The 20,242-nt window shown below is 58.1% G+C and carries 18 protein-coding genes and 4 pseudogenes; 15 read left to right on the top strand and 7 right to left on the bottom strand.

Going from position 1 to position 20,242, the window contains the following annotated elements; all coding sequences use genetic code 11:
• Positions 1 to 33 precede the first annotated feature (33 nt).
• The 6 genes from HAT86_RS11460 (at position 34) to HAT86_RS11435 (ending at position 7,177) form a co-directional block, all read left to right on the top strand.
• The gene (locus HAT86_RS11460) at positions 34 to 1,086 is read left to right on the top strand and encodes a TRAP transporter substrate-binding protein (RefSeq protein WP_167197567.1); all 1,053 of its coding nucleotides are present in this window, start codon (positions 34 to 36) and stop codon (positions 1,084 to 1,086) included.
• Positions 1,087 to 1,165: 79 nt separating this feature from the next.
• A complete protein-coding gene (locus tag HAT86_RS11455; protein WP_167197564.1) occupies positions 1,166 to 2,155 on the top strand; it encodes an NAD(P)H-quinone oxidoreductase in 990 nt (329 codons plus the stop codon).
• A gap of 2 nt (positions 2,156 to 2,157) precedes the next feature.
• A complete protein-coding gene (locus tag HAT86_RS11450) occupies positions 2,158 to 3,123 on the top strand; it encodes an alpha/beta hydrolase (protein WP_167197561.1) in 966 nt (321 codons plus the stop codon).
• Between the two features lie 22 nt (positions 3,124 to 3,145).
• Positions 3,146 to 5,395 carry a molybdopterin-dependent oxidoreductase gene (locus tag HAT86_RS11445; RefSeq protein WP_167197558.1) on the top strand — a complete coding sequence of 750 codons (2,250 nt, stop codon included), beginning with the start codon at positions 3,146 to 3,148 and terminating at the stop codon, positions 5,393 to 5,395.
• A gap of 166 nt (positions 5,396 to 5,561) precedes the next feature.
• The gene (locus HAT86_RS11440) at positions 5,562 to 5,858 is read left to right on the top strand and encodes a helix-turn-helix domain-containing protein (RefSeq protein ID WP_167197555.1); all 297 of its coding nucleotides are present in this window, start codon (positions 5,562 to 5,564) and stop codon (positions 5,856 to 5,858) included.
• A complete protein-coding gene (locus HAT86_RS11435) occupies positions 5,858 to 7,177 on the top strand; it encodes a type II toxin-antitoxin system HipA family toxin (RefSeq protein ID WP_167197552.1) in 1,320 nt (439 codons plus the stop codon). The genes HAT86_RS11440 and HAT86_RS11435 overlap by 1 nt, the downstream gene beginning before the upstream one ends.
• Before the next feature lie 419 nt (positions 7,178 to 7,596).
• On the opposite strand, the gene HAT86_RS11430 is transcribed toward HAT86_RS11435, so the two are convergent.
• Positions 7,597 to 8,919 (bottom strand): acetamidase/formamidase family protein, encoded by a 1,323-nt coding sequence (locus tag HAT86_RS11430; RefSeq protein WP_167197549.1) that lies wholly within the window; start codon positions 8,917 to 8,919, stop codon positions 7,597 to 7,599.
• Positions 8,920 to 9,383: 464 nt separating this feature from the next.
• Between HAT86_RS11430 and HAT86_RS11425 the strand changes: the two genes are divergently transcribed.
• From HAT86_RS11425 to HAT86_RS11410, 5 genes and pseudogenes are all read left to right on the top strand, one after another.
• The gene (locus HAT86_RS11425; RefSeq protein ID WP_167197546.1) at positions 9,384 to 9,695 is read left to right on the top strand and encodes a hypothetical protein; all 312 of its coding nucleotides are present in this window, start codon (positions 9,384 to 9,386) and stop codon (positions 9,693 to 9,695) included.
• A 179-nt stretch (positions 9,696 to 9,874) separates the two neighbouring features.
• Positions 9,875 to 10,621 carry a helix-turn-helix domain-containing protein gene (locus tag HAT86_RS16880; protein ID WP_231125893.1) on the top strand — a complete coding sequence of 249 codons (747 nt, stop codon included), beginning with the start codon at positions 9,875 to 9,877 and terminating at the stop codon, positions 10,619 to 10,621.
• Positions 10,530 to 11,495, top strand: a complete 966-nt coding sequence (locus HAT86_RS11420) for an IS110 family RNA-guided transposase (protein WP_231125892.1) — start codon at positions 10,530 to 10,532, stop codon at positions 11,493 to 11,495. The genes HAT86_RS16880 and HAT86_RS11420 overlap by 92 nt, the downstream gene beginning before the upstream one ends.
• A 69-nt stretch (positions 11,496 to 11,564) precedes the next feature.
• Positions 11,565 to 12,326, top strand: coding sequence for an integrase core domain-containing protein (locus HAT86_RS11415; RefSeq protein WP_167197540.1), 762 nt, complete (start codon positions 11,565 to 11,567; stop codon positions 12,324 to 12,326).
• A 41-nt stretch (positions 12,327 to 12,367) separates the two neighbouring features.
• Positions 12,368 to 12,613, top strand: a pseudogene (locus HAT86_RS11410) (site-specific integrase); the annotation flags it as partial.
• Positions 12,614 to 12,784: 171 nt separating this feature from the next.
• On the opposite strand, the gene HAT86_RS11405 reads toward HAT86_RS11410, so the two are convergent.
• The 3 genes and pseudogenes from HAT86_RS11405 to HAT86_RS11395 form a co-directional block, all read right to left on the bottom strand.
• Positions 12,785 to 14,098, bottom strand: a complete 1,314-nt coding sequence (locus HAT86_RS11405; RefSeq protein ID WP_167197534.1) for a type II toxin-antitoxin system HipA family toxin — start codon at positions 14,096 to 14,098, stop codon at positions 12,785 to 12,787.
• Positions 14,088 to 14,420: a helix-turn-helix transcriptional regulator gene (locus HAT86_RS11400; RefSeq protein WP_167197531.1), complete on the bottom strand. Its 333-nt coding sequence runs from the start codon at positions 14,418 to 14,420 to the stop codon at positions 14,088 to 14,090. The genes HAT86_RS11405 and HAT86_RS11400 overlap by 11 nt, the downstream gene beginning before the upstream one ends.
• A gap of 235 nt (positions 14,421 to 14,655) precedes the next feature.
• A pseudogene (locus HAT86_RS11395) lies at positions 14,656 to 14,943 on the bottom strand (tyrosine-type recombinase/integrase); the annotation flags it as partial.
• Between the two features lie 349 nt (positions 14,944 to 15,292).
• On the opposite strand from HAT86_RS11395, the gene HAT86_RS11390 reads away from it, so the two are divergent.
• The gene (locus tag HAT86_RS11390) at positions 15,293 to 16,687 is read left to right on the top strand and encodes an amidase family protein (protein WP_167197528.1); all 1,395 of its coding nucleotides are present in this window, start codon (positions 15,293 to 15,295) and stop codon (positions 16,685 to 16,687) included.
• Between the two features lie 159 nt (positions 16,688 to 16,846).
• On the top strand, positions 16,847 to 17,326 hold the full coding sequence (locus HAT86_RS11385) for a transposase (RefSeq protein WP_167197525.1): 480 nt from the start codon (positions 16,847 to 16,849) through the stop codon (positions 17,324 to 17,326).
• A gap of 11 nt (positions 17,327 to 17,337) precedes the next feature.
• Here the strand turns inward: HAT86_RS11385 and HAT86_RS17115 are convergent, their stop codons facing one another.
• On the bottom strand, positions 17,338 to 17,694 hold the full coding sequence (locus tag HAT86_RS17115; protein ID WP_167197522.1) for a hypothetical protein: 357 nt from the start codon (positions 17,692 to 17,694) through the stop codon (positions 17,338 to 17,340).
• 8 nt (positions 17,695 to 17,702) lie between these two features.
• Between HAT86_RS17115 and HAT86_RS17110 the strand changes: the two genes are divergently transcribed.
• Complete coding sequence (locus HAT86_RS17110) at positions 17,703 to 18,242, top strand: zinc ribbon domain-containing protein (protein WP_408015024.1); 540 nt, start codon at positions 17,703 to 17,705, stop codon at positions 18,240 to 18,242.
• A gap of 273 nt (positions 18,243 to 18,515) precedes the next feature.
• Here the strand turns inward: HAT86_RS17110 and HAT86_RS11370 are convergent.
• Positions 18,516 to 18,686: pseudogene (locus tag HAT86_RS11370) on the bottom strand (integrase core domain-containing protein); the annotation flags it as partial.
• Between the two features lie 207 nt (positions 18,687 to 18,893).
• A pseudogene (locus HAT86_RS11365) lies at positions 18,894 to 19,313 on the bottom strand (DDE-type integrase/transposase/recombinase); the annotation flags it as partial.
• Positions 19,314 to 19,836: 523 nt separating this feature from the next.
• Here HAT86_RS11365 and HAT86_RS11360 point away from each other — a divergent pair.
• Positions 19,837 to 20,148: a hypothetical protein gene (locus HAT86_RS11360; protein ID WP_167197516.1), complete on the top strand. Its 312-nt coding sequence runs from the start codon at positions 19,837 to 19,839 to the stop codon at positions 20,146 to 20,148.
• Positions 20,149 to 20,242 lie beyond the last annotated feature (94 nt).

Here is a 20,242-nt window from a genome sequence, read left to right as displayed (position 1 = left end):
CCAAAAAAACCAAACCCAGAGGAGGAGACGACCATGACGACCAAGACCAACAAAAGCCTGTCAAGACGTGGCTTTTTTGCTGCATCCACCGGAGCCGCCGCCGCAACGGTGCTGGCGGCGCCGCCTGCAATTGCGCAAGGCAACCTGAACTGGCGCATGCAGACCCATTGGCCCACGGGCAACTGGTATTACGAAGATGTCTTCGTCAAATTCTGCAACCGTGTCACAGACGCCACGGGTGGCGAACTTACTATCACCCCGGTGCAGAACGACGGGATTGTCCCCACCGGCGAAGTGCTGACGGCGGTACGTCGTGGTTTGCTTGAAAGCGCGTTCATCTATCCGGCCTACTGGATCGGGCGAATGCCGGTCGCGGGGCACCTGAACGGCCATATCGGTGCGTGGGACCGTCACGAGGAAATGCACGCCTTTTTCTACGAAATGGGCGCGCTGGACGTGATCCGAGAAGCCTACGCCGAGCAGGGTGTCTATCAGGCCGGTCCGGTTTCATATTCTGGCCTGACGCTGTATTCCAACACTCCGCTGCGCACCACCGCCGACTTTGATGGTTGGCGAGTCCGTTCCACCGGGGCCGCCGCGCTCGTCTTTGAAAAGATGGGAGCATCACCCGTATCGATCCCCGGCGGCGAACTGTATCAGGCCTTGCAAAACGGCGTCGTCGAAGGGGCGCATTGGGGCTCAACCTCGACTGGCTGGGGGATGAATTTCCAGGAGGTGAACGACTATATCATCGAGCCCGACCTTCTCGGGCATCTGAACGGCGAAGTCATGGTCGGGCTCGAGCAGTGGAACAGTCTCGGCGACGAGCTGAAGGCCACCTTCAACGAAATCGTGCGGGCCACGTCAGCCGATGCTTCGGCGCATTTCCTGCATCAAGACCTTTTGCGCAAGCAGGACTTCGTGAAAATGGGCGGCGAGCTGGTCCAGCTGGATCAGGAGGCCCAGGATAATCTGCGCCGCTACTCGCTTGAAGTGGTAGATGACTTCTCCGCGCAGGACCCAAAATATTGTGGCCGCGTGGGCGAGATGCTGCACGAGTTCCTCAGGATTACCGGACGCGCCTGACGCCGGTGCCAGCATCCATGACAGCGCCGCCCCCCGGGTGGCGCTGTCTTCTGTAAAACAAAAATCCGGAAGTTTCCTGATGCAGATCCCCTCCAGCATGACCGTTGTCGAAATATCAACCTATGGCGGGCCAGAGGTGCTCAAGCCCACGACCGCACCTGTGCCCGATCCGGGACCGGGGCAGATATTGATCCGGATCGCATATGCCGGGGTGAACCGCCCGGATGCGCTGCAACGTGCGGGCAATTACGCGCCACCCGCCGATGCCTCGCCCCTTCCGGGGCTCGAGGCGTCGGGTCATGTCGCTGCTGTCGGAGACGGGGTCACCCGATGGTCGGTCGGCGATGCCGTGACCGCCCTGCTGCCTGGTGGCGGCTATGCCGAATATGCCGTAACTGATGCTACGCACGCCCTGCCCGTGCCCGACGGCATGTCGATGGACCGTGCGGCGGCCCTGTGCGAGACCTTCTTCACTGTGTGGACGAATGTCTTCATGCGCGGCGGATTGCAGGCCGGGGAAAAGTTCCTCGTGCATGGCGGCTCTTCCGGGATCGGAACTACCGCGATCCAGTTGGCCAAACTGCACGAAGCGCGTGTCTTCGCAACTGCTGGCTCTGCCGAAAAATGTGCGGCCTGCGACAGGCTGGGGGCCGAAGCGACCTTCAACTACCACGAGACCGATTTCGTCGAGGCGATGAAAGCCGAAGGTGGCGCCGACTTGATCCTCGACATGGTCGGCGGGTCGTATATTCCACGCAATCTGGATGCGCTGGCCAATGACGGACGTCTGGTACAGATCGCCTTTCTGGAAGGGCCGGTGGTCGAGCTGAACATGACGCAGATCATGACCCGCCGCCTTACAATCACCGGATCGACCCTGCGCCCGCAATCGCAGGCCGCCAAGGCCGCCATCGCCCGCGCGCTGGAATCAGAGGTCTGGCCGCATCTGGCCAGCGGCGCGATTGGCCCGGTGATGGACAGCGCGTTCGAACTGGCCGATGCCGCAAAGGCACATACCCGGATGGAAGGATCGACCCATATCGGCAAGATCATGTTGAAAGTTACCTGATCATGGCCGACTGGCGCGCCTTCGACATCTCCGAGAGTCACTTCATCGCCTCGACCCTCACGCCGGGGCTGAAGCTGCACCTGCGGGCCCGCGATGGCGCTGCGAAGGCTATGCCGGTGCTTTTCGTGCATGGCGCAACTTTTTCCAGCCGCCTTTATGATATCCCGCATTCGGGTGTAAATTGGCTACAAGCCGCCGTAGAGGCAGGTTTGTCGCCATATGCATTGGATATAAGGGGCTATGGGCGCTCGAAGCCGGAAAGTTTCCCACTGGAAGCCGAGCCCTACGCGCAGGGTGACGAGGCTATCGCCGATATCGGCGACGCGGTCGACTGGATCACGGCGCGCCATGCGGGCGCGCCGGTAGCCATCGTTGGCTGGTCTTGGGGCAGCATTACCACCGCACGCTATGCGATCGGGGCGTGCGCGGGCAAAGTAGCGCGGCTGGTGCTTTACGCGCCGATTTTTGCCGAACGCAATCCGAGTTGGCTTGAGATGCTGGCGGATCCAGCCGATTCATCACGTCTTGCCGCATTCAAGGCGTGGCGGCGTTTGGACCTAGCCTCGACGCGGCATCGTTGGGACGCACAGATTCCCACAGGGTGTGAGAGTTGGCGGCATGAGACGGTGCTTCAGGCCCTTGTCGCCGCCTCACTGGCGGATGACAAAGACTCGGATCAGACCGAGCCACCGTCCTTTCGCGTGCCCAATGGCACATTCATCGATCTGTGGGAGTCGTTCAATGCCCGTGAACCCTATGATCCAGCATTGCTGACCTGTCCGGTGATGCTTGTACGCGGTACGCAAGACTCGACATCGACCCGAACGGACGCGTTAGCGTTGTTTGACCGACTGCAGGCCGAAAAGCGCCGGTATGTGGAGATCGCGAATGGCACACATTTCATAAATGCGGAAGCACAGGCCAAAGACCTGTTTGGCAGTTCACATCAATTTATAGCTGAACTGTAGTTTCACTTATGGAAGCAAGATCATGAATGATGAAATACCGCCTATTCGAACCAAAGTCACAACCAGTCATTGGGGTGCTTTCAAAGTACATGCCTGTTGTGACCGCATCATCGGCACGTCACCCTTTGAACATGATCCAGAGCCGAACCGAATTCCGGACATAATTCCGCAGGCGGTTCACCATCGCAGCCGTATTGCGCGTCCATCTATACGAAAGGGTTGGCTCGCCACGCGCGATAGGCAGGCGCGTGGTGATGATACGCATGTCGAGGTGCCATGGGACGAAGCGCTTGATCTCGCTGCATCGGAAATCGACCGTATTCGCAAGAGCCACGGCAACGAGGCCATATTCGGGGGATCCTATGGCTGGGCCTCGGCCGGTCGTTTTCATCATGCGCCCGGTCAGTTGCACCGTTTCTTGAATACCGTCGGTGGCTACGTGGCGGCGTTCGGCAGCTATTCAACCGGCTGCGCACAAGCGATCATGCCGCATGTTTTCGGTGTGCCGTTTCTGAAATATACTTACGCGTCGCAAGACAGCTGGGAGACCATCGCCGCGCATACCGAGACGCTGGTCATGTTCGGCGGTGTGAACCCCAAAAATTCCCAGGTTAGCATGGGTGGAGTCACCCAACACGAAACAGCGACATGGTTCAGACGTTTTAATGAAAAGAAAATTCGCTGCATCAATATCGGGCCGCAACGTACTGATGCACCGCAGGGATGCGACTGGCTGCCCGTGCATCCAGCGTCTGACACGGCGCTGATGCTGGCGCTCGCCTACGTGCTTGAGAACGAGGCGCTGACGGACAAAGCTTTTCTCGCAAGATACACCGTCGGCTTTGAACGGTTTCGGCCCTACCTGATAGGTGACACGGACGGCAGGCCCAAGACGCCGGAATGGGCCACAGCGCTGTGCGGGGTCAAGCCGGACGATATCCGCGCTCTTGCGCGGCGCATGGCCGGTACCAGAACGCTGATCACCGTGGCGTGGTCGCTTCAGCGCGGCGAGCATGGCGAACAGCCCTATTGGATGTCGGCAGTGCTAGCCGCGATGTTGGGTCAGATCGGGCTGCCCGGTGGCGGGGTTGGCTACGGATACGGGGCCATTGGCGGCATCGGCAAATCGATGAAGCGTTTGGAGGGCATGACCCTTGATCAGGGCAGTAACCCGGTCGACAAGGTCATTCCGGTGGCCCGTATCGCGGATATGCTGCTTAATCCCGGTGCCGATTTCGACTTTAACGGACACCGTGGTCCCTATCCAGATATCCGTCTGATCTATTGGGCGGGGGGCAATCCTTTCCATCACCATCAGGATCTCAACCGACTCCACGAGGCCTGGAAAACACCTGAAACGATCATCGTGAATGAACCGTGGTGGACCCCGACCGCCAAGCGTGCCGATATCGTTTTTCCGGCCACGACCTCTTATGAACGGGAGGATGTCGGCCGGACCAATTTGGATGATTTCCTGTTTCACATGCCTCAGATCATCCCTCCTGTCGGGGAGGCCCGCAATGATTTCGATATCTTCTCGGGAATTGCAGAGCGGATGGGCGCCAGACAGGCGTTCACTGAAGGGCGCAATGTCGAGGCGTGGCTTAGACATCTCTATGCCTCTTACGCCGAAACAGCCGCCCAGTCAGACATCCAGGTGCCCGCTTTCGACGAGTTGCGCGAAAAAAATTGGGTCAAGCTGCCGCTCAAGACTGAGACGCCTACGCCGTCGTTCTTGAGCCGGTTTCGCGAGGATCCGCAACGTCATGCCCTCGATACTCCTTCCGGGAGGATCGAGATCTTCTCGGCAACAGTTGAAGGGTTCGGCTACGAGGACTGCCCAGGACATCCGGTTTGGCTACCGCCGCGCGAGTGGCTTGGCACCGCAACACTCAAGGCGCCATTGCACATGGTGTCGCCGCAACCCGGTGACAAGCTTCACAGCCAACTCGAATCGGCCCTCGCCGACGTGCAGGGCGCGCGTCCCGAGACCATTATCATCAATCCCGTCGATGCAAAGCCGCGCGGTATTGCAGACGGCGATCTGGTGAAAGTGCATAATGATCGAGGTGCATGTCACGCGCGTTCAAAAGTTTCCGAGGATATCGCTCCCGGCGTCGTCGCGTTGCCAACCGGTGCATGGTTCGCCGGATCGATGAATTTCGCGGATCCAAATGGTAATCCGAACGTCTTGACACTTGATCTGGGGACTTCCCGGCTCGGCCAGGGGTGCAGTGCACATACTGCTCTGGTCGAACTCAGCAGGCTTTGACCCTAATACTTCGGATACGGGTCAGGTGTATGAAAAGGTTTTTTTATCCTGAAGGGTAAATTTCACACATATAGACGTAGGAACAGCGTTTTTATCCTGCGCGATAAAATATTCTTGATATCGCCCAAATGATTTATTATTTATCCTGCATGATAAGGAGGGCGACATGAAGCAGTCGGCTGAAACCCTGGCATGGGCAGAAAAAATCGGGTCACGTATCAGGTCGCGGCGAAGAAGCCTCGGCCTGAGCTTGGAAGATTTGTCGCGCCTCTCAGGCTCCACCGTGCCGACGCTCTCGCATATCGAGCGCGGCACACGAGACCTCAAATTATCTACTCTGGTGTCTCTTTCGCTTGCGCTCAGGACCGAGCTTCCAACTCTCTTCCAGGCTGACACGCTTTCGTCTGCCAAGACAACCTCGCCTGATCTGGGCCAGAACGGCTATGACTTGGAGGATGACTGATGGCGGGGAGCGAAACCATCATCGTCTTCTACGAGAAATTTACCATCGGGAGCATTAATCTCTCTTCAAGCGGAGAGCTCTCCTTCGAATATGATTCTCGATGGCTCGGGACTCGCGGAAACTTTCCGCTCTCGATAACGCTTCCACTTCAAACCGGCCTGTTTGCCAACGAGGTCATCGCGCCCTGGTTGGCGAACTTGCTGCCCGAAGAGGAGCAGCTGATCGCATTGTCGCATGCCTTGGGTCTTGCGACCTCCGATGCGCTCGCCATTCTGCGCGAGATCGGCGGAGATACCGCAGGCGCAATCTCGATTGGAGAGCCGAGTATCCGGAAGGACTGGAGCTACGCGAGCTTGCAGGATCACTACGGCAAGACCACGGAAAGCGAAGCTCTGGCACGCCATTTCGAGGATCTCGGAAAGCGACCATTTCTGGCTGGTGAAGACGGGGTACGCCTGTCACTCGCTGGGGGTCAGAAGAAAACCGCACTGGCCGCACTTGACGAGGTAGGCAAGCCAAGGCTCGGCCTGCCACGACCGACAGATCGTCTCGCGATACCAAAAAATGGAGCGCCCTCAACTATCATCATAAAGCCCGACAATCCCCGCCTGCCCGGCATCGTGGAAAACGAGGCGTATTGCTTGGCTCTGGCTGGCCTGATCGGACTGCCCGCTGCTGAGTGCACCATACTTGAAGCTGATGGCCGGACCGCGCTGGCCGTGGTCCGCTATGATCGCACCCTGCGCTCTGATGATACCCTTCGCCGCCTGCACCAAGAAGATTTCGCCCAGGCTAACGGCATCTATCCGGGGCAAAAATATGAGCGGGGCACCGTTCCGGGCCTCGACATGGCAGGTCTCCTGCTGACAGGTGACCACCTGCCGCCGACCGATGCTCTCGCTCTCCATGATCAAGTGATTTTCAACATACTTGTCGCCAATACCGATGCGCACGCCAAGAACTACTCCATTCTCCTTGGCAATGAGACTTCCATGGCTCCACTTTATGACGTCTCCTCAGTACTCCACTGGGATCACGTTCATCAGTATCACGCCCAGAAGATTGCTGGTAAACGGCGCAAGCCAGCCGATGTCGCTCCGCACCACTGGGAACAGATTGCCCGAAGCGCCGGACTGAACGCCTCCGCCTTTCGCCGTAGGGTAAGCGAGCTCATCGATGCTATGGTGGCAAATCGCGTCGAAGCAACCAAACGCATCTCTTCTCTGCCCGGAGCGATGCCCGAGATGGTCGAGCATGTGGCGAAACTCGTGGAAGGCAACGCGTTGCGTGTCGGCGGACGCCTCAGGGCCGAAGCTTAATTGTATGCGCTGGCCACATCCCATTGATTTGAGGTCTTCCGCGATTCTTTGATTGTCTGGATATGGTCTCCATTGTTTTTGTTGGAGGCTGGGTAATCCCCCCGATCCTAAGCGGATGCGGTCGTAGAATTTTCTCAGCAGAATGAACGACGCGATTCCGATGAAGAAGACACAATTCACCGAAGCCCAGCTCATGGGCAGCCTGCGCGAAGCAAGATTTACAGACAGGACTGTTGCGTTGATTTCATAGCAAGCGATTGTATAAAACCAGCGCCCAGCTTCCCGTGAAATTGAAATCCCCACATGTGAAACTTCAGCCCGCATTCACGCAACACGCGCATGCCGATGCTGGACATCGCAGCGTTGCCCGTCACCACGAAGTCTTCGTTCCTGACAAGCGGTGACGGGCAGTTTCAATATTAAAGACCGTATTGCTCGCGTGCGTAATCGCCCAGTCCAACCGCATCGAGTTTGACGAGCGGCGCGAGGAATGTAACTTGTATCACCCCTGGCGCGCGGCCAATTTCGATCGCGCCATTGACAGTGGCCCGATTGCGAATTTCTGCAACAGTTACGTCTAGCAATTTGGCCGCGCGGGCCAAGCCATTTTCGATCGCGTCGTTCAGGTTAGCTGCGGTACCGATAACCGAAATCGGTGCGAGCGGTTCGATCTGCGACACGCCCCACCGTTTTGCAAGGCGCTCTCCCTTGGCGGTTTCGACCTCGGTGAATGGTTTTGCAAGCGGCGGGAGATCCTCTTCCAGCGGAAACAGGACTGGCCCGTCCAACGGATAGTTCTTCACGACCTCGACCTGCAAGGTCACACTGCCCGAAACATCCATTGTATGCCCAGCGATTTCGCCGTCACCTTGCCCGGCATGCATATCACCCATGTAAACGCCCGCACCTGGAACCTTTACCGGTGCCACGAGGATTGATCCGGCACGCACGGCGTCGATGTCCATGTGGCCATCGGTCTTGTGCTCGATCAACTGCTCCGGCGTGATGCCATAGTCATGCGGCGCGCCCACCAAGAAAGCACCAAAGTCGCCAGCATTGTGACTGTCCGGCATGGGCATCGAAGGGCAAGTGCCCAACTGTCCCATAAAGGGGCGCATTCGGATCAAGGTTCCGGGCATGTCCGATGGAGCATAGTGCAAGATAGAATGCTGGCGGCTTTCATCCGGCAAAGCCGAATAATGGTCTGCGTCTCCAGCGATGGTTTCTGCCGCTTCTTTAGGCAAGGTCAGCCCAACCGTGCGGGTATCGTCAAAGGTCACTGTGTAGCCATGCACCACTTCGAAGGGCTTAACGGCGTTTCCGCAGGTGTCGCACTTTACCGAGTCCTGTCCGATGCCCTCGATATGTGTTTCAGGCCAGACTGTGTCACAGACAGGACAGCGTGCTGCGACGTAAGGATCACCAAGGCAAAAACCCTCGGGAGAGCTGTCGTGCCCGGACGCTGTGGCGATGGAGGTCACGGTGATATCGCGGATGCGGATCGCGACGCCATCCCCAATCTCTGCACCCTCCACGAAGATCGGCTTCGTGACCTCATGGCCGCCCCGCAGACGCGGAGTGATCATGGGGCCCCAGCATCCCGGCGCTGTATTTGCGATAATGGTGCCACCATCTTCAACCGGCCCTAGCATCGCTTCGTTGGGGTCGAGAACGCTATTGGTGAACTCTTGAACGACCACACTGCGTCTTGCAGCGGTTCCTGCATTTATTCCGTCCGGCATGATGAACTCCTTGAATTTCGGATTATTAATGCCAAAAATTAACCGGAAGCTTGCCAACATCAAGTCGCAACATGCGCATATCTGGCCCGCGTCATATGGCGGAATAATCCTTTCGCATTTTATAGACGTTACAACATAAAAGAATGTAGCGGCGGTTTTCTGCGCTTTCTAAGCAGTTTTAATGCGGCCAATCCCCTGAACCGCTCGGTACCCCGCTTCGTATCATCAAAGCGCATCGTGACACAGTAACGATGAAAGCGGCCCAAGGACTAAACCGCTCCGCGGCATTGGCGCCTGTGGCGGGTGTTGTGGCACGACCAAAGAGGCGCGCATTTTGTCATCTCGGTGACCTGACTGAAGATTGGGGTCTTCTCAATCATCAGACAGGAGCCCCCTGTGTCAGGGAAGTTGTCCGCTGCTCTATTTTTCCTCTATTTCACAGGTGGGCGGGATAGGATGATGATTTGGGCTATTCACTGGAACGAAAATCAGCGGTGCTGATGCGGATGCTTCCGCCAAACAATGTGCCCATACGGCAGTTGTCCCAGGAAGAGGGCATAGGCGAGTCCACGCTTTTCTCCTGGCGGGCCGAGGCGCGCGGCAAGGGGCAGCTTATGCCTGACGCGGACGCTGGCCCTGAGGGCTGGTCCTCGTGCGATAAGTTCGCGGCGGTGTTGGAAACAGCCGCTCTCAATGAAGCTGATCTGGCCGAATACTGCCGCAAGCGCGGGCTTTATCCAGCGCCGATCGCGGCATGGCGGGCTGCGTGTGAATAGGCTAATGACTGGGATCGTGCCAGTAACGCGCGTCTTGGGCGGGCGACCAAGGACGAAAAAAAGCGGGTCAAGGATCTGGAACGCGAGCTTGCCCGCAAAGACCGCGCATTGGCCGAGACCGCAGCACTTCTGGTTCTCAGAAAAAAGGCGGCAGCGATCTGGGGGGACGGAGAGGACGCATGATCAGCACCCCACATCGCCAAACTGCCGTTGCGCTGATCAATGAGGCCGTCACCGCTGGCGCGCGCCGGGCCAAAGCCTGTGCCGTGCTGGACATCAGCGACCGCACCCTGCGTCGTTGGACGAAAGGCGGCGAGGTTCAGCCCGATCAGCGCCCCCTCGTGCCGCGCCCGGAGCCGCGCAACAAGCTGAGCGCCGAAGAACGCGCGGCCGTGCTTGAAGTCTGCAATTCAGCGGAGTTTGCCAGCCTTCCGCCAAGCCAGATCGTCCCTAAACTAGCCGATCAGGGGCGGTATCTGGCCTCGGAATCCAGCTTCTATCGCATCCTGCGCGCGGATGGGCAGCAGCATCACCGAGGCCGGGCCAAGCCGCCGGTCCAGCGCAAACCGCCCGCTAGCTACAAGGCCAGCGCGCCCTGTGAGGTTTGGACCTGGGATATAACCTGGATGCCTGGACCGGTCGCAGGCATGTTCTTCTACCTCTATCTGATTGTCGATATCTTCAGATGGGATGGTTGCCGCCCTCCCCGGACGGCATCGCAATGTGCCAAGATGGTGGTGTTGAAAGCCACGAAGCGAGGAGGACGACGAGATGAAGGATACGATGATCGGGGTGGACCTAGCAAAGCGTGTTTTCCAGCTCCATGGGGCGGCGATGACGGGGGAGGTGAAGTTCCGCAAGAAGCTGTCACGGGAGCAATTCCGGGCCTTCATGGCCACGCAGCCAGCTGCTTTGGTTGTGTTTGAGGCCTGCGGAAGCGCGAGCTACTGGGCCCGGGAGATGGAAGCGCTTGGTCACGAGGTGAAGCTGATCGCACCGCAATACGTGCGCCCCTTCGTCAAGCGCCAGAAAAACGATGCGGCGGACGCCGAGGCTATCGTGATCGCCGCGCGCCAGCCCGAGATGCGGTTCGTGGCGCCGAAGACGGTGGACCAGCAGGCGAAGGCGGTGCTGTTCCGCGGCCGCGAGCGGCTCGTCCACCAGCGAACGGAACTCGCCAACGCGCTACGGGCGGTGCTCTACGAATACGGCCATGTCTTTCCCACCGGGCTCTGCCACCTGAAGCGCATGGAGGCGGTGCTGGAGGATCCACACTGCGACCTTCCCGCCCTTGTCATCGTGGAGTGCCAGGATCTGCTGGCGCAGATTGCTGAGAAAACAGATAGGATCGAGGCCAAGACCAAGGCCCTGAAGGCGCTGGCGGCCGAGACCGACACAGCGCGGCGCCTACAGACGATGCCGGGCGTCGGCCCGCTGACGGCTTTGACGGTCGAGGCGTTTGCGCCCGACATGGCGCAGTTCAAGTCCGGCCGCGACTTCGCGGCCTGGCTGGGGCTGGTGCCGCGCCAGCACTCAACCGGTGGAAAGGCGCGCCTTGGATGGATATCCAAGGCCGGTCAGAGCGACATCCGGCGGCTTCTGATCGTCGGTGCAATGTCCCGACTGAACTGGCTGGGGCGCCGCACGATCGTGCCGGGCTCATGGCTTGCAAGGATGCTGGCCCGCAAGCCGAGGATGCTGGTCGCAATCGCGCTGGCGAACAAGATGGCCCGACAGATCTGGGCGATGTTGACGAAGAACGAGGACTACAGGGATCCGGCGCTGGCGGCTGCGGCATGAACTTCATGGAGTAGTCGCCTGGCGACGGCGCCAAGGGGCGTGTGAGAAGACGACGACTTGAATGGGCAAATGATCGACCAGATCCGGATCGGGAAAACCAGCTTGCGGCTACGTGCGAACAGCACGCTCTTCAGATTTGGACCCGACCCGCTGATCTCCATACCGGCCCGCGGCTTCTGGACGTGCCGCACATCGAGGCCTGAAAGAAGACCGCACTCGATCACACGCCGACAAGAGTCAGAATCTTCTTGCATGACGGGCGGCAACCAAAGAAGCCGCAAGATCGTTGGATGGGAAGTTCATGAACGCGAAGGTGTGGAACTGGCCGCCGTCCTGATCCGGCAGGCGGTGCTGGCCGAGGGCTGCACCCTGCGTCCGCTGGTCCTGCATGCCGACAACGGCAGCCCCATGAAAGGCGCTACGATGAAAACCACAATGGAGAAATTGGGCATCACCGCGTCCTACAGCCGCCCACGGGTCATCAATGACAATCCGTTCTCGGAGGCTCTGTTCCGCACCTGCAAATACCGCCAGGACTGGCCGCGCAAGGGTTTTGCCACCAAGGCCGATGCTCAATCTTGGGTGAAATCCTTCGTCGGTTGGTATAACTGCGACCACCTGCATAGCGCGATCCGCTTCGTCACACCGGACGCGCGCCACACTGGCCATGATCGGGCAACCTTGGCCAATCGCGCCAGTCTCTATGCAAATGCACGGACCCAAAACCCACAACGCTGGTCAGGCAAAACCCGAAACTGGCAACCCGCCGGCCCCGTCTGGCTCAACCCCAAAACCGAAAACAGCGCCCCTGAAATCAGAGACGCTGCATGAAACCGGCGGACAACTTGTTTGACAAACACCGGGAGGTTCCTATGACAGAGGAGAGAGTAAGCCCGCTGCGCCAGCGGATGATCGAAGACATGCGCATCAGTGGCATGGGCGACAAAGCCCAGAAGGCCCACATCCGGGCGATCAAGGATTTCGCGGCCTTCCTTGGGCGGTCACCCGACACGGCCACACCGGAAGATCTGCGCGCGTATAAGCTGCACATGACGGAAAACGGGATCACACCATCGACTTTCAACGTGCGGATCGTGGCGCTGCGGTTCTGCTTCGGAAACTTGGCGGAAGGTCGATAGCAGTTCCCTGATTTCGGCGCCTCTGCGTGTGTGCAGCAGGTTTCTGAACCCCAGCACGTCGAAGACCATAACAAGGCACTCCTCATAATCGGGGTCCGCGTAGAAATCTGTCATGTCTTCTCATTCAAGCCGCTGCTCGCATGCGTTCGATCAGCCGACGATCTGTGCACGCGCATCCTGGAACCGCGCAGTCAGCGTGGCGTGTTCTTCGCTGAGGCCTTCAATGCAGTACGGGTTCAGGAACTGACGGCCTGCAAAGAGTTTTTGATCGACAGGGGTCAGCGCGGATTCGTCGCAGACAGCCTGCCAGCTTTCGGCGATCGTGGCGATCTGGGTTTCGATCAGTGATGCGGCGTCTTCTTCCGCTAGATGGAAATCCGCTGCCACTGCCAGGCACACGGCAATTGTGCTGGCGCGGGCTTCGCCCTTGATCAGCATTGCTTGTGAGGCCTCACCGCCCGCACGGCCTTGCGGGCAGATGTCATAGGCGGGCGTCAGCGTCAGCGCCTTGCCGTCCCAGAAGGCGGCATGATTGCGCGCGTGATCATCCGTGTTGCCGCACAAGATGTTAAAACAAATCCGCGCGTAAAGCTCTCTCAGCGTATCTTTCGGGTCTGTAAAACGATGTCGGATCAGTTCTGCGAGGTCTTCGTATGACGCGTAGCGCGCCATCATTTCATCAAGGCCGAGCATGGTCAGCGCCGAGACCATCGCGCGGCGCGTCCAGCCTGCCGCGATCTTTTCGCGGTCAAAGCGCTCGATAAGCAGGACATCTTTGCCAGCGGCATGGGTGAGCGATACCGGCGCAGTGTTCAGGCCGCAGGCTGCCGCCAGCTTCATGGCAATGAATTCAGCCTTCACAACGCTATGCGTGTCAGCGCTCGATGAGAACTTGGCAATGAATTTCTTATCATCGCCATCGATCAGCGCCTTGGGGCGCGCCCCACCAATCGACGTGCCATGGTTAAGCGCCTGATCGAGTGCAGGGGTGAGCGGCAAGCCTTTTTCGATGCGCTCGGCTGCCGCTAGCAACTCCTCGAATGAGGCTTCTGCCGCAAGGCGCGGTTCGTAGTCTTTCGACGAGGCCTGAAAATCGAGGGCACCGATCCGGTCGGAGCCGGATTGCAGCAGATAGGTGAGTTCGCTGATGTCCGGTACGCCCGCCGCATCGGGTTTGGCGCCGGTCAGGCGGTTGATGATAACGCGCCGCCCCCAGGCATCCGGCGAGCCGTCCCGAATGCAGCTTGGCATCGAAAGCCCTGGCTTCGGGGCAATTGTGCCGCGCTGAAGCGGGAGCTCTGGTTCATAAATAGGGATCGCGTCGTTGCGCTCCCGATAGCTGGCGCCATAGGTGAAGAGTAGGCGGTCACCATCCTGCGTGAGCCGTCCGGCCACAACCGGTTCGGTCTCTTCCGGCAACCAAATCCAGACATAGGCTTCGCTCGCATCCGTCTTAGAAGTCATCATCGACCTCCTTCACGGACGGACGGACGGATTTCGGGAGCAGCGTGAGCTTCTCGTCAAGGCGGGCATTGTGCATCTGCAGCGTGCGCTCGTCATACTCGAACAGGCGCACACCGACGATCGCGGCAACCTCAAAAACCGTGCCAATCTCCGGGCCGGACTCGCCTTTTTCGATGTTGTAGAGTGTCGTGCGGCTGATGCCTGCACGATCGGCCAGTTCCTGTGCCGTCATCTCCCGTTCTGTGCGCCCGACACGGATCAGCTTGCCAAGGAGCGAAAGCGCCTGGCGGGTCACGCGGGAGTAACTTCTCTTGCGCTTCATGGCGCACCTGCCTTTTGTCTGGTTAAATGAACGCGAAGCATCTTCGTGTTCAGATGATTAGACATCATACACGAACAGACATCATCTTGTCAAAGTGATGTTCATTTTAATGGACGTTAGGCCATTAAATGTTCACTTAAATGAACATGTCTATGGGTTGGCTCTACGAAAAATCCTGCTCTTTGTCGTCGGCCAAGCCCTGCGTGCGCTCGCCTATCCGGCGGAATACTGGAAGCCTACCATCATCGACATGGATCAGCATCCGGTCGCTGTCGTGTCGGAGACGCGCCTTTGGCACGATGTCATTGACCTTGAGATTGCGCACCTCGGAGGCGCGCAGCCCAGCACCGTAGCTTGTGCCGAGGGCGGCGCGATACTTGAGCCCGGGGCCGGGAACGGCGGCCAACAAGCCGGCCACCTCTGCGATGCTGAGCACAATAGGCAGCTTGCGGTGGAATTGCATGAAGCGTTTCATCTCTTCACGCACGTTGAAGGTGCTGGCCGAAACCCAGTCCCCGGTCATTTTCAACTGATACGATCCCAGGTCCTCGGGTGTCGCCGTATCCGTCCGGCACAGCTGACATGTTTTAGATGAACCGCGCTACTGGAATCGCGTGCTTGACGATCCACGCGGGGCGCTGATTTTGGGTAGGTTTGATGCGCAAGCGCTGGCGGCAGGGCACAGCATTTCAGTTTGACGGGTTCAAGCGCATGGGAGGAGGCCATCGGTCTGGCTTTTGGTGCCCTTCAACGATAGCCCCAAACGTGGCCTTGAGCTGGAATTGCTCAAGCAGATCCGCTGCTGGCTGATTGTGTCGACAAACAAAGCCCGTCACCCTAAAAAATATGAATGGCGCAAGAAGGGTTGAAACATGGCGAACATCTGGGAATGGACGGCAACGCAAATTGCGGCAGAGGTCAGGGCACGGCGTATTTCGGCAGTTGAGGTGGCACAGGCCCATCTCGACCGGCTTGATGCTGTCAACCCGGCGATTAATGCCGTGGTGCAGGAATTCCCGGAGGAGGCGCTTGAGGCTGCTAGGCAAGTCGATGCCGCGCTTGATCGCGGCGAGCATCTGGGGCCGCTTTGCGGCGTGCCAGTCACGATCAAGGTCAATGTCGACCAGAAAGGTCAGGCCACGACAAACGGTCTTAGGCTTCTGGCCAATCATATCGCAACCCTGGACAGTCCAGTCGTATCAAATATCCGCAAGGCAGGCGGCATCATTATTGGGCGTACAAACACGCCTGCCTTTTCCCTGCGCTGGTTCACCAAAAATGCACTGCACGGTCAGACGCTCAACCCGCGAAACCGGCTGATCACGCCCGGCGGTTCATCGGGCGGAGCTGCTGCGGCAGTTGCGTCCGGAATTTGCGCCATCGGACACGGCACTGATATCGCTGGGTCCATCCGCTATCCCGCCTATGCCTGTGGCTTGCATGGGCTTCGACCTACCACCGGCCGGGTGCCGGCGTATAATTCCAGTGCGCCTGAACGCTTTATTGGCGCGCAATTCATGGCTGTCTCGGGTCCGATCACGCGAAGCATCGATGATCTTGAAATTGCCTTTAAAGCCATGTCGATGCCTGATCCGCGAGACCCGTGGTATGTCCCAGAGCCTGAAGACACGGCAAGCTTTCCAAAGAAAGCCGCGCTGACGCTTGCTCCGGATGGCATGATGGTCAGTGACGACGTGGCCATGGCTCTGCATGATGCGGCCGACCGGCTTCGGCAGGCGGGCTGGGACGTTGAGGAGGTAAGCTGCCCGCCAATGCGCCGCGCTGCAGACATCAACGCATGTCTCTGGATGGCTGAAATGCAGTTCGGCGCTGCCGACATGGTGGCCCAAGAGGATGAAGCGGACGCGAAATTCGTATTCGCACAAATGTCCGAGGATGCCGGCGAGGTTGGGTTCGAGTCTCTGATGCAGGCCTTGCAGGCGCGTGCGAGCCTTGTTCGGGAGTGGCAGGTCTTTTTATCCGATTATCCTGTCCTGCTATGCCCCATCTCGGGAGAATTGCCGTTCGACCAGCAACTCGATGTTCAATCCGAAGAGAGCTTTAAACGCGTATTTGAGGCGCAGTTGACGCAACGAGCCCTTGCAGCAATCGGCATGCCGGGGCTGGCGGTCCCAACAGGAGAAGCCAAAGGCCGCCCCGTGGGCGTGCAACTGATCGGCCCCCGCTTCCGCGAGGACATCCTTCTAGCCGCCGGGAAGGATATAGCCGCAGCAAGCAATCCGGTCGGCGTTTCCAATCCAATCTGATGCGAGACGATACGCATAATTGGCGCGTACAGGGGATTTGAGATACCCAGTCTCGCTTGGAATATCGCTTCAATGACAGCGGCAAAATAAAGGTTGGCGGCATTATGTATCTACTGCAAATCTACTTCCCTTTCAGGGTTATAAGCCAATCTGGCAAGTATGCCCGTATCAAAACCCCGTTTCACATTTTCCGATATATCTCGACGGACAGCCACAGAGGCTGACGCGATCGCATTTGCCGAACGGCTCCGCTGGCGCGAAGGGATCCGGGTCATCGCCAGCCATGGGCAGACGGATATCGGCCTGGCCGCCAGGGCCTTGGTCAAGACAGTGGGCACCTTCATGACGGAAGCGCTTCCCGCTTATTCGGTACTGGGTACGCATAGGAGATCAGTGACGCACTCCACCAAAGAGTTTGCGCGCACCGATGCCGACGGCACTTCGGTCCACGTGAATACCGCCGAGAGTTGTCACGCGGATCTGCGCAGAATGGTCCTTGGCGTGCATCACTGGATTAGCCGCAAGCACCTGGACCGGTATCTTGGCGATCTCGCATTCCGGCGCTCCCTGCGTGAGAGCGATCTGCTGGCGCGCCTTGGCGCTGCACTGACGTCTCCGGGGCGGCGTATCATCCCCTGACCGAAATCCTCTCACTGGACTTCGGTGTGCTTACGCTCTTTGCCAGCAATCACGGCGATCTGCTGGGCCGGAACTTTCGCGACAAGATCGAGCCGGTCGCCAAATGCGCGGCGGCCGAGGCGGCACGGATGCAGAGGGCCGGCAGAAAGCCCCGCGACAGCGCGCTCTGCGCCGCGCTGGTGGTGCGCCTGCGGTCGATCATCGACACAGAGGTCAACCGGGTTCTGAACCACGCAGTGGCTGCACTGGCCCCGTGTGCTGGCCGTCGAGAAGCTCGACTTCCGCGGCTCCGGCTTCTCGCGCCGGATGAACCGGCTGATGACCAATTGCGGTCGCGGGACGGTCGCGAAGAAGCTGGCCGACCTCAACGCGCGTTATGGCATCGAGATCCATGAAGTGGAAAGTGGAGCCCACCTATACGACAAAGACCTGTTCCGAATGCGGTTATGTCGATGCGAAAAACCGTAAACCCGGCTCGGAGAAATTCCACTGTCGCCATTGCGGCAGAAAGTTGCATGCGGATGTGAACGGTGCCCGGAATATAGCGGTCAGTATATCTGGCGCGGACCCCGGGCAGCCGGTGGACCCCGAGACGGCCAAGGGGGACGGACGTTCCGCTCCCGCTGGTGCGACCTCGCCCGCCGGACGGAGACGTCCCCGTAAGGCCTCGTCGTCACCCCGGACACGGAGCTTCATGCTCCGCGACATCGTCCGGCGTTTCGATGAGCGCAGAGGTGCCTTTGGAGCGGTCTCGAAGTCGAGACGCGCGTCGAAGAAGGTGCCGCCAGGCGCGAGGGAGAGCGCCTCGGCCCCAAGGCCGACCAATCCTTATTGGAAGCGCCACTCGGCACTTCTGAAAGGGAGGTCAGATGGACCCCGAAATACCCTGGATGCTGCATTTGCAGTAGCTACATAATTTCCAAAGTTGGTACAGCCCGGCCGCGTCCAAGCCTGCAATGGAAAAAATAGGCCGTATACAGGTGAAATAGGCGAATGGCTCGACACCGTTGATCTTTGCGGCCTCGATCCCGGGGGCATGTATGAACTGCCTTCCCCTGCAAGTGATTTGTCGATGCGCCGCTGAGGGCCAAAGTTTCGGCTTCGGTGTGGGTGTTGAAGCCGACATCCTTTGCTACCCCCATAACTTCAACGGCTCCGGCGTGACCCGGATCGAGAACTTGCGCCAGATTTAGGAGCAAGCCGGCGGGATGTTTCCGATGGGGCCAAGCAGGCGTCTGTGGTTGAACCAATCGACCCATCCAAGGGTGGCCATTTCCAGATCTTGCATGTTGCGCCATGGACCCTGGCGGTGGACCAGCTCGGTTTTGTAGAGACCGTTAATCGTCTCAGCGAGGGCGTTGAAGCTCCTATGTTTGTCAAGCGTGGCCGGCCTTGGTTGGCGGCAGGCACAGAGCGCGGTAGATTTCGCGCACGATGTACCGCTTGATGCAGCGCACGATTTCCCGCCGTGTTTTGCCTTCCGAAGTTCGTCGAGCAGCATAGGCTTTGGTTCTCTCATCGTCGCGTAAGCGCACAATGGCCACACGGTAGATGGCGGCATTGGCTTGTACGAGTCCCCAACGCTGCCGACTGACGGCTCGATCCCGGCTTCGGCCAAACGCTCGGTGTAACGAATGGACAAATATTGCCCGCCGCGATCCGAATGATGAACCAATCCGCTCTTTTGGACCGGCCGTCGATCATGCAGGGCCTGTTCAAGGGCATCGAGAACAAAGTCAGTTTTGGCAGACCGAGAGACCCGCCATCCGACGATGCGATCAGCGAATGTGTCGATGACAAAAGCCACATAGACAAAACCCTGCCATGTCGACACGTAAGTAAAATCACTGACCCAGAGAAGGTTTGGGGCCGGTGCCCGGAAAACGCGGTTCACCTTGTCGCGCGGACAAGGTGCTGATGTGTCAGGGACGGTTGTTTTGACCACCTTGCCGCGCACGGCACCACGGATGCCGATCTGTTTCATCAGTCCCCAAGAGACTGAGGGCGGCTTACCTACCCTCTTCTTGCGCACCGTCTTCCGGTCACAGTCAACCTTACGCGCAATCGCAGACAAACTCAGGCACTGCTTCTTCAAAACATAGATCAAAACGATCTCCCTCAGTCCTTTCACCTATCTGCCCCTGTCAGTTCCTCGTTCCAGGGCATCAGGCCTCATGTCCCGCGCCAGCGACAATTCCAAATAATTGGAGTTCAGAATTGCCCCTGACGCTCACGACTGGGGAAAATTTAAACGGCAGTTTTGGGGGGATTACGTCCGGCGATTACAGCTGCCTGATGGCCGCGGTAACAATGGGCCGGTTACAAACCACCAAAGCCAACCGAAACAGTGAAAACTCTGAAAGTTTTGAAGAAGCCTGAATTGAGATTTTTTCATAGGTTTTCTGCCTTAAATTTTTTTGAGGTATTTTGTAGAGTTGGTGTTTTTTTTAATTTTCCTTAAATATTAAAGCTTTAAGTTTGTAATTGGACATTTTGAAAAAGAGGTAAAAATGAAAATCATTTCAAATAGAAAAATCTACGATACGGAAAAATCTCAAGAAATCACCAATGTTCGTCATAGTAATCGAAACAATATTTCTTGGTACGAAGAAATTCTTTATCAATCAAAGAATGGCGCTTGGTTCTTAAAAGGCGAAGGTGGCCCAATATCCCATTACGCGGTAGATTTAGGAGATGGAAACAAGGAAGGGTCATGCAAACTCACGCCAATGTCTGTCAACGCGACTATCAAATGGCTCGAAAAGCATGCAAAATATTCAATTATTGAAGAATTATTCCTTGATTATCTGGAAGACGCCTGAATTCCAGAATTGGATTATTAGAGCGTGTCGCGTTTAATCGGTTTTGTATCCTGCTGCCTTGAAGAAGTTGTAGCATTCCTCGTCGGTGAAGAGG

Origin of the sequence: Roseovarius gahaiensis, assembly GCF_011601345.1 — a bacterium.
Taxonomy (GTDB): domain Bacteria; phylum Pseudomonadota; class Alphaproteobacteria; order Rhodobacterales; family Rhodobacteraceae; genus Roseovarius; species Roseovarius gahaiensis.
This window is presented reverse-complemented; position numbering and strand designations above follow the sequence as displayed.